The organism is Vibrio sp. 2017_1457_13 (assembly GCF_030851525.1).
Classification (GTDB): Bacteria; Pseudomonadota; Gammaproteobacteria; order Enterobacterales; family Vibrionaceae; genus Vibrio; species Vibrio metschnikovii.
The window spans coordinates 1-9,079 of sequence record NZ_VHTA01000020.1 but is presented as its reverse complement, the minus strand read 5'-3'; the positions used below and the strand labels follow the sequence as shown (position 1 = coordinate 9,079).

Annotated in this window: 12 protein-coding genes; 9 read left to right on the top strand and 3 right to left on the bottom strand. The window is 39.1% G+C overall.

The window, feature by feature from the left end; translation table 11 throughout:
* Positions 1-210 precede the first annotated feature (210 nt).
* Complete coding sequence (locus FKN88_RS17020; protein WP_154170996.1) at positions 211-675, top strand: GNAT family N-acetyltransferase; 465 nt, start codon at positions 211-213, stop codon at positions 673-675.
* A 135-nt stretch (positions 676-810) separates the two neighbouring features.
* A complete protein-coding gene (locus tag FKN88_RS17015; protein WP_154170997.1) occupies positions 811-1,152 on the top strand; it encodes an SH3 domain-containing protein in 342 nt (113 codons plus the stop codon).
* 844 nt (positions 1,153-1,996) lie between these two features.
* On the opposite strand, the gene FKN88_RS17010 is transcribed toward FKN88_RS17015, so the two are convergent.
* A complete protein-coding gene (locus FKN88_RS17010; protein WP_154170998.1) occupies positions 1,997-2,287 on the bottom strand; it encodes a type II toxin-antitoxin system RelE/ParE family toxin in 291 nt (96 codons plus the stop codon).
* A complete protein-coding gene (locus FKN88_RS17005; RefSeq protein WP_154170999.1) occupies positions 2,277-2,513 on the bottom strand; it encodes a type II toxin-antitoxin system Phd/YefM family antitoxin in 237 nt (78 codons plus the stop codon). The genes FKN88_RS17010 and FKN88_RS17005 overlap by 11 nt, the downstream gene beginning before the upstream one ends.
* 196 nt (positions 2,514-2,709) lie before the next feature.
* Here FKN88_RS17005 and FKN88_RS17000 point away from each other — a divergent pair, with 196 nt between their 5' ends.
* The 3 genes from FKN88_RS17000 to FKN88_RS16990 all read left to right on the top strand — a co-directional run bounded on the left by FKN88_RS17000 (position 2,710) and on the right by FKN88_RS16990 (position 4,578).
* Positions 2,710-3,090, top strand: coding sequence for an MmcQ/YjbR family DNA-binding protein (locus FKN88_RS17000; protein WP_154171252.1), 381 nt, complete (start codon positions 2,710-2,712; stop codon positions 3,088-3,090).
* Between the two features lie 170 nt (positions 3,091-3,260).
* The gene (locus FKN88_RS16995; protein ID WP_306687752.1) at positions 3,261-3,878 is read left to right on the top strand and encodes an outer membrane beta-barrel protein; all 618 of its coding nucleotides are present in this window, start codon (positions 3,261-3,263) and stop codon (positions 3,876-3,878) included.
* Positions 3,879-4,026: 148 nt separating this feature from the next.
* A complete protein-coding gene (locus tag FKN88_RS16990) occupies positions 4,027-4,578 on the top strand; it encodes a VRR-NUC domain-containing protein (protein ID WP_306687753.1) in 552 nt (183 codons plus the stop codon).
* 114 nt (positions 4,579-4,692) lie between these two features.
* Here the strand turns inward: FKN88_RS16990 and FKN88_RS16985 are convergent, their stop codons facing one another.
* Positions 4,693-5,361, bottom strand: a complete 669-nt coding sequence (locus FKN88_RS16985) for a methyltransferase (RefSeq protein ID WP_154171029.1) — start codon at positions 5,359-5,361, stop codon at positions 4,693-4,695.
* A 246-nt stretch (positions 5,362-5,607) separates the two neighbouring features.
* Between FKN88_RS16985 and FKN88_RS16980 the strand changes: the two genes are divergently transcribed.
* The 4 genes from FKN88_RS16980 (at position 5,608) to FKN88_RS16965 (ending at position 8,888) form a co-directional block, all read left to right on the top strand.
* Complete coding sequence (locus tag FKN88_RS16980; protein WP_306687754.1) at positions 5,608-6,141, top strand: dihydrofolate reductase family protein; 534 nt, start codon at positions 5,608-5,610, stop codon at positions 6,139-6,141.
* An 833-nt stretch (positions 6,142-6,974) separates the two neighbouring features.
* The gene (locus FKN88_RS16975) at positions 6,975-7,397 is read left to right on the top strand and encodes an N-acetyltransferase (protein ID WP_154171007.1); all 423 of its coding nucleotides are present in this window, start codon (positions 6,975-6,977) and stop codon (positions 7,395-7,397) included.
* Between the two features lie 275 nt (positions 7,398-7,672).
* Complete coding sequence (locus FKN88_RS16970; RefSeq protein ID WP_154171008.1) at positions 7,673-7,918, top strand: DUF2442 domain-containing protein; 246 nt, start codon at positions 7,673-7,675, stop codon at positions 7,916-7,918.
* A gap of 169 nt (positions 7,919-8,087) precedes the next feature.
* Positions 8,088-8,888 carry a PhzF family phenazine biosynthesis protein gene (locus FKN88_RS16965; RefSeq protein ID WP_154171010.1) on the top strand — a complete coding sequence of 267 codons (801 nt, stop codon included), beginning with the start codon at positions 8,088-8,090 and terminating at the stop codon, positions 8,886-8,888.
* Positions 8,889-9,079: the final 191 nt, after the last annotated feature.

Below are 9,079 nucleotides of genomic sequence, written 5' to 3'. Positions count from 1 at the left end.
ATCCAATCGTGGTGCGAAAGGATCAAAGGACAAAAAAGTTACGTTGGTATGATTTAAGCCAACACATAACAAAGCGTTCAAGAGGGATTCGCAACGCGCGGCATTTTCGTTATGCGTTGATTTTATTGGTTTTTAGTGTAATGCGGTGAGTTGGTAGTTGCGTTGCTCACCCCTTAACGCGGCGTTAGCTGAATGGTGGTAAATATCAGCATGATCGAAATTAGAAAGTATCAAGAATCAGATGCGATTGATTTATGGGCTATTTTTTATCATACGGTTCGTAATGTGAACTTACGTGATTATTCGCAAGCCCAAGTTGAAGCATGGGCTCCAGATGGTTTTTCTTCTGAGATTTGGCAACGAAAAATGAACTCGTTGTCACCTTTTGTTGCTGAAATTGACGGGAAAATTGTTGGTTATAGTGATCTTCAAGAAAATGGATTAATTGATCATTTCTTTTGTCACCATGAATATCAAGGTCAAGGAGTCGGACGACAGTTAATAGAACATGTACTCAGAATGGGTGAGTTACAAGGAATTACTAGGTTTTATTCTGAAGTGAGTATTACAGCTCGTCCGTTTTACGAGAGATTTGGTTTCAATGTGATACAAGAACAAACCATAGAAGTTCGCGGCCAAAAACTGTGCAACTTTGTCATGGAGAAATTCAGCTAACAAAGCGTTAAAGAGGGATTCGCAACGCGTGGCATTTTCGTTATGCGTTGATTTTATTAGTTTTTAGTGCAATGCGGTGAGTTGGTAGTCGCGTTGCTCACCCCTTAACGCGGCGTTATGTACTATGGAGATAATATGGAAGTAGTTGCTCTTGAAAATCATATCTCAGAATATCCAAATCCATTTTATTTGAAACGAGGCGATAGAGTAGCTCTTGGTAAAATGGATGATGAATTTCCCAACTGGATTTTTATTACCAATGATTTAGGTGAGCAAGGTTGGGCTCCAATTCAGTATATAGAAAAGAGTGAAAGTGATTCCGTAGGTATCATGCTTGAAGACTATGATAATGTTGAGCTGAATACTGCCATCGGTGAAAAACTGTCAGTGCTTTTTGAACTCAATTCTTGGTATCGAGTTTCGAGGTCAACGGGTGAAATTGGTTGGGTTCCAGTGTATTCGGTACAACGTACATAACAAAGCGTTCAAGAGGGATTCGCAACGCGTGGCATTGTCGTTATGCATTGATTTCATTGGTTTTTAGTGTAATGCAGTGAGTTTGTCGTTGCGTTGCTCACCCCTTAACGCGGCGTTATGCTTTATGGAGCCTCAGCAAAATTAATATATAAATTTTAATGGGAAAACTTAGTCTGATTTAGAAGTTTTCCTATTCTAATTCATTGATATTATGAGTTTATTGTTCTTTTTGGTGGCGGTTGAAAGTTGAACAATACTTGTGCTTTTTCGGTAACTTTGCCCTGATAAATTGTGTACGCAAAAGGTTCGATTGTTGCTGAACGGTCTCTTCCTTTGGTGTTGTTTGCTCTTTGATTCCGCAGGCTATTTCGCTTCAGCATGTTTGGGATCTCATTGGCTTCTTGCTTGCTGAAAGTGTTTGGTTAGCGCAAGTTTATCGATGCTTTTGCGCTTTTTCCGGCTCTGCTCTGATAAATTGTGCACACAAAAGGTTCATTTGTCGCTGAATGGTCTCTTCCTTTGGTGTTGCTGGTTCATTGATTCCGCAGGCTATTTCGCTTCAACTTATTTGGGATCTTATCGGCATCAATGATTGCTGAAAGTAGGCAAGTTTATCATTTTGAGTTAAAGTGGCTTTAACCAATGAACATTGTAAAAGTTCAATGTAATCAATAGGTAACAAAGCATAACAAACGCTTCAAGAGGGACTTCCAACGCGTGGCATTTTTATTATGCGTTGATTTTTGTGGTTACGGTGTTATGCGGAAACTTGGTAGTAGCGTTGTCAGCCCCTTAAGCGGGCGTTATACCTTGCCGAAAAAAGAGGCATTGATTGGTATATTAATCAGTCATCTAATCGTTTCATTGCACTACGGTAAACATCACTTCGCTCTCGTTTTCCAACTGCTAATACCGTTACCACGATGACGTCATCTTTTACTTGGTAAACGAGACGATAGCCAGACTGACGTAGCTTTATTTTATACATGTTGTCAGCGCCAGAGAGTTTTGATGCTGGTACATGTGGGTTTTCTAAGCGTTCAATGAGTTTCTTTTTAAATTGTTGTTGCAGCGTAGAGCCAAGTTTTTTCCATTCTTTTAACGCGCTATTTTTGAAATCAAGTTTATAGGTCATCGATGTTTACCGAAATGCTTTCTTCAGACTCTCGTTCTCTTGCAATCGCTAATAGTTCGAGATCATCGAGTCGATCCATCATCATTTCGTATGCTTTTGCTGGAACACAGTAAAAGGCTGGTTCATTTCGGTTAAGTACAGCGACAGGTTCACCATATGCACTTGTTGCAACTTTCATCGGATTAGCTTTTAATTCAGTAATACTTGCAGCTACATCGGCTAAGATTCTGAGTCCTTTAAGTGGTCTTTATAAAGGTCATTCTAGCGCTATAAGAACGGTATAACAAGGCGTTCAAGAGGGACAGCCAACGCGTGGCATTTTTATTATGCGTTGGTTTTTATGGTTACGGTGTTATGCGGAAGCTTGGTAGTAGCGTTGGCTGCCCCTTAACGCGGCGTTATGTGCTTCAAGGATGAACAATATTAATTACGATGAATTTAATGAATTTTGCGGCTCTTTCCCAGCTACTAGTCATGTTGTTCAATGGGGCAATTCTGATGTATGGAAAGTAGGCGATAAGGTATTTGCGGTCGGAGGTTGGAGCTCTGATGGGAAATCGGCATTTACTTTTAAGGTGTCAGACCTGAACTTTGATTTTCTGAGTAATTGTGATGGTTACAGACCAGTACCATATTTTGCTAATCGAGGAATGAAATGGATTCAGCAAACTGAAACTGGAAGTCGCCTTGATGATGAGTTACGTTATTATCTATCTGAATCCTATAGAATTGTTTCAAGTGGTTTAAGTAAAAAGAAGCAGGCTGAGTTAGGGATTCTGTGTCAATCTGAAACACGCACATAACAAAGCGTTAAAGAGGGATTCGCAACGCGTGGCATTTTCGTTATGCGTTGATTTTATTAGTTTTTAGTGTAATTCGGTGAGTTGGTCGTTGCGTTGCTCACCCCTTAACGCGGCGTTATGCGCTATAGTTGGTTGGAAGTTTTTTATACAAAATAAAATGGAGTAAGTACATGAGATTAAATCAGTTATTGGTTTCAGTCATAGCTGTGTTAGGACTCAATTCTGTGGTTATGGCTCAAGCTGATACTTCAGAAAAATCTCAGAAGAACTCAAGTTTAGGGACATCCTATATTGGCGCAGATTGGGCTTTATTTAACAGCACTAAACTAGATTTCAGTAATTCATCAATTAAGAACTCCAGTAGTTTCGCTGATTTTGGCTATAACGCTGTGGTTGGTTATGAGTTTAATGTTGATAAATCGGTAAAGATTGGCGTTGAAGCTGAGTATCGTCATTTTGGTAAAGTATCAGAAGAAGATGAGTTTAGCGTTAAAGGAAGTGGTGTTTATTTAAACATTAAGCCCAAATTTATTGTGCATTATGAGCAAGCAGATGCTTATTTGAGCCTGCTTGGTGGTATCGGTTCAGTTAACTTAAAAGGTAACGTAGCTTCTGACGGTTTATCTATTTCTCAATCAGAGCTAGGTTATCAGTTGGGAGTTGAGCTGGGTTTTATTATCAATAAAAACATTAATTTGCATGTTGGTTATCGCTCAACAAGTGTTGAAATAAAGCCATTTGATGTATCAATAAGCAGCGGTTACGGTGGTATTCGTTACTACTTCTAACAGCGCGCATAACAAACGCTTCAAGAGGGACTTCCAACGCGTGGCATTTTTATTATGCGTTGATTTTTGTGGTTACGGTGTCATGCGGAAACTTGGTAGTAGCGTTGTCAGCCCCTTAAGCGGGCGTTAGTTGCTTCAAGGAGAGTCGATGAATTTTGAAATAACGGAAACAATTTTCTCTTATCCACAATTTCTTCTGGATGATTGGAAAAATGGTAATAAAGGCTGGATTCCCGAATCATTGTTTGTTCCTCAAGATGTATACAATCAACCAAATTATCATTTTGGTGAATACTATGCTCTCAAAAAGTATCTAGAGCTAGGTTGGCAAGGAACGGCTTTTTATGCATTAGGTGATTGGGAATTAAACAATGATAAATACGATCAAGGCCGAGCTGTTGTTGCTAAATATATTAATCCTACTCGATTAGCCATGTTGAAAGTGCTTAGGCAAGGCTTAACATCAGGAGAACCTGATTTATTTCTTTACAAAGAAGATGGCTCAGTCCTTTTTGTAGAAGTAAAAAAGGGGTCCGATCGTCTTTCACAGTCACAGCTTGTATGTCTTTCACAAATTAAGTCGATTTTGGGCTGTGATGTTGCGGTTGTTTATCTAACGGAGGAGAATCAAGTATATGAACCTAAAACTTATATGCTTGATGTTATAGAGTTACCGGCTTCATGGATAGAACGCAACTAACAAACGGTTCAAGAGGGACAACCAACGCGTGGCATTTTTATTATGCGTTGGTTTTTGTGATTACGGTGTTATGCGGAAAGTTGGCAGTAGCGTTGGTTGCCCCTTAACCGGGCGTTAAATGCTTTCAGATGTACGCGAAAATCTGAGTATGTGACCTTTAAATTTTTGCTCTAAATAATCGGTATTGTCTGGTCTTATGTGATCACTCGTAAATCCATATTCACTCATTTTCGAGCTAAGTTTATTTTTTCGACCTCGGTCTGGATCAACAATAATAATATCGCATGTCTGATTAGCATGAGTTTGAATGAACTGAGCCAACAATGAGATGTGTTGGTCTTCATATAAAAGGTCGCTACCAATGATTAAATCAAAAAGGCCGAGTTGACTGCTCGCATCTGCCCAATCGACACGTTCGAAAGCAATTTTTTTCCGATTATTCAGTTGAGTGTTTCTGTCTAGGAATGTTTCAACTTCAGGATGATAATCCGTGGCGGTGATGTTTGCCATTTGCTCATTCAGAAGTAGGCTTGATAATCCAATGCCACAACCGACTTCAAGAATTCGTTTGTTATTGGTATCTAAGTTAAGAACATGGTGTGCTAGAACTAAGCTGGATGGCCAAACAACCCCGAAAATTGGCCATGAAGCAGAAGAGATACCTAAATTTTGTGCCGTATTTTTAGGGTCGCTAAACTGTTGTTTATCACGTAAAGTGCATAGATGTATATCATTGTTTCCAATGACAATAGTTTGGTAGCGAATACGAAGTGTAGTTGTCATAATGGTTCTTGGTTAGGTAGTAAAGCTAAGCCAAATACTAATAATCCATAGATGACGAAACAAAAAGTGTGATAAAGGTTAAAGCAATTTGAGTTTAGTGCAAGGCATTTAACAAAGCGTTCAAGAGGGATTCGCAACGCGTGGCATTTTCGTTATGCGTTGATTTTATTAGTTTTTAGTGTAATGCGGTGAGTTTGTAGTTGCGTTGCTCACCCCTTAACGCGGCGTTAGGTCTTAGGGGTAAAAGTGAAAGTTTCAGCTTACATGGCTCAAAGCCTTGATGGATACATAGCGGGAATAAATGGTGAGCTAGATTGGCTGGAAAATGTTGTTAACCCAGACGGTAGCGATTTTGGTTTTTCAGAATTCATGTCAACGGTTGATGTGCTTCTTATGGGAAGAAATACATTTGAAAAAGTTGCTTCCTTCGGTTTCTGGCCATATAAAAAACATGTGTATGTTGCCAGTAGCTCACTACAATCTATTCCTGATGAATTTGCAGATAAAGCTAGCTTGATTTCAGGTAGTGTCGCTGTAATGCTGGATAAACTTTCTTCTCAAGGCCTTGAATCTGTTTACATAGATGGTGGTTTATTAATCCAAAGTGCGTTACGAGCTAACGTGCTTGATGAACTAACGATCACTACGATGCCAATACTCTTAGGTTCAGGTATAAAGTTGTTTGGTGATTTAGATAATCAAGTTGCGCTTGAATTGGTTCATTCGGAAGTCTTGCTCAATCAAATGGTGAAAACGCGTTACCTTGTGGCACCGACCTAACAAGGCGTTAAAGAGGGATTCGCAACGCGTGGCATTTTCGTTATGCTTTGATTTTATTAGTTTTTAGTGCAATGCGGTGAGTTGGTAGTTGCGTTGCTCACCCCTTAACGCGGCGTTATGCTTTATTGAGCCTCAGCAAAATCAATATATAAATTTTAATGGGAAAACTTAGTCTGATTTAGAGGTTTTCCATTCTAATTAATTGATATTATGAGTTTATTGTTCTTTTTGGTTGCTATTGAAAGTTGAACGATGCTTGTGCTTTTTCGGCCGACTCTGCTCTGATAAATTGTGTGTGCAAAAGGTTCGATTGTCGCTGAAAAGTCGCTTTCTTTGTTGTTGCTTGTTTATTGATTCCACCGGCTATTTCGCTTCAGCATGTTTGGGATCTCATTGGCTTCTTGCTTGCTGAAAGTGTTTGGTTAGCGCAAGTTTATCGGCGAATATGCGTTTTTGTCCGGCTCTGCTCTGGATAAATTGTGTGCGTAAAAGGTTCGATTGTTGCTGAAAGGTCTCTTCCTTTGGTGTTGCTGGTTCATTGATTCCGCAGGCTAATTCGCTTCAACTTGTTTGGGATCTTATCGACAACAATGATTGCTGAAAATAGGCTGGTTTGCCATTTTGAGTTAAACTGCTGCGAACAAATGAATTTTGTAAAAGTTCAATGTAATCAATGAGTAATAAAGCATAACAAACGCTTCAAGAGGGACTTCCAACGCGTGGCATTTTTACTGTGCGTTGACTTCGGTGGTTTCAGTGTTATGCGGAAACTTGGTAGTAGCGTTGTCAGCCCCTTAAGCGGGCGTTATGTACTCATATGTATTGGAGTTTGAGTGGAAATAGAATTTTATGAAGCAACTGAAATCGAATTAGCTTCAGAGTTAACACGACTAAATATGCACACGTATTATTTGGCTAGAAATCTATCATGGAACCATGAAGAATATGAAGAAAATTGGTATCGATTCGCCAATTTCTCAGTTACATATGATGGAAAGTGGGTTGGTATAATTCGATTTTCATGTGATGAAATTGCACTTTATATTCGTGATCTGCAAATAGATACTCAGTATCAAAATTTAGGGATAGGCTTTTCGTGTTTAGAGTACGCACTAGAAAAGTTAAAGTATAAAAAGTTAAACCGACTTAGGCTAAATGTGTTTTCTGAAAATCCGGCAATTAGCCTTTATAGTAAGTTTGGGTTCGAAAGGGTCGCTGAAATGGACGGTTTGGTCAGAATGGAGCTTATTGTGTAAACGTACATAACAAAGCGTTCAAGAGGGATTCGCAACGCGTGGCATTTTTGTTATGCGTTGATTTTATTAGTTTTTAGAGCAATGCGGAAGGTTGGTCGTTGCGTTGCTCACCCCTTAACGCGGCGTTATAAGCCTGATTGCACTCAATTTTTACTACTAAGCTGACTGGTTTAGAGTTTTTTTATTGATATACTGATTATATGGTAAATGATTGGATTGATTCTTTTGCTAAGAAAAGAGCATAACTCTTATCACAGTTAAAAATAAGGTTAAAAATGTACGAGTTATCAGTGGTCAAAACTAAGCATGTTGCAGACCATATATTAGAAATTGAATTTAGTGATAAGCATGTTTCTGTTGTTGATTTTGCTCCTTTTATTTTTGGTAATGGGCATCCTGATTATGACAAGTATAAAGATGCTTCCCAATTCTTAACATTTGAATTGTTGGATGGTAATTTAAATTGGGATGATTATACGATGGTATTCCCAGTTGAAGATTTATATAGGAACACTTTGTAACAGGCTTATAACAAACGGTTCAAGAGGGACAACCAACGCGTGGCATTTTTATTATGCGTTGGTTTTTGTGATTACGGTGTTATGCAGTAAATTGGTAGTAGCGTTGGTTGCCCCTTAACCGGGCGTTATGCAACTTATTTAACCTCGTCAATAAATAAAAGGATATTGAGTGGAAGTCGGAATTTTTCAGGTAGATTCATTTACATCAGAAGTATTCAAGGGTAATCCTGCTGGAGTTTGCATTACTGATACTAGCCTTGATGAAGCAACAATGTTGGCAATTGCTGCAGAAATGGCGGTGTCGGAAACCGCTTTTTTGTCACTTGATACGATGCAATTACGCTGGTTCACTCCAGAAATTGAAGTCAGTTTATGTGGCCACGGTACACTAGCGGTGGCTCATGTTTTAAAAGAGCAGGGAATGTATAAAACTGGTGAGATTCTTGAGTTTCAAACCTTATCTGGTACTTTGACTGCTCATCTTGATGAAAATAATATTCATTTGTTATTTCCATCACCAAACCTTGATATGAACGTCTCTCCAAGCATAGATATACTCAATTTGTTAGGTCTATCGCAATCGAGTTTAATCGCTTATGGCGAGTTTGATCATAAGCAACTCGTTGTGATTAACAGTGAGTCAACTCTCAACGAGCTTGTGCCTGATTTCAGTGGGTTATCAAAACTGAAAGGTCGTGGTGTTTTGGTTACAGCCAAATCAGATTCTGGTGTGGATTTTGTATCGCGTTATTTTGCTCCATGGGTTGGTGTAAATGAAGATCCAGTGACAGGTTCAGCGCATTGTGCTTTGTGTGCTTATTGGTCGAAAGAGTTAAATAAATTGAATCTGAAAGGTTATCAGGCCTCAAATCGAGGTGGTTTTGTGGACGTAGAGCGAGTGAGTGAAAATCAAGTTAAGTTATCAGGGCAAGCAATAACCGTCTTTCAAGGCCGCATGAAAATTGCATAACAAACGCTTCAAGAGGGACTTCCAACGCGTGGCATTTTTACTGTGCGTTGGTTTCGGTGGTTTTAGTGTTATGCGGAAACTTGGTAGTAGCGTTGTCAGCCCCTTAAGCGGGCGTTATGTACTCATATGTATTGGAGTTTGAGTGGAAATAGAATTTTATGAAGCAACTGAAATCGAATTAGCTTCAGAGT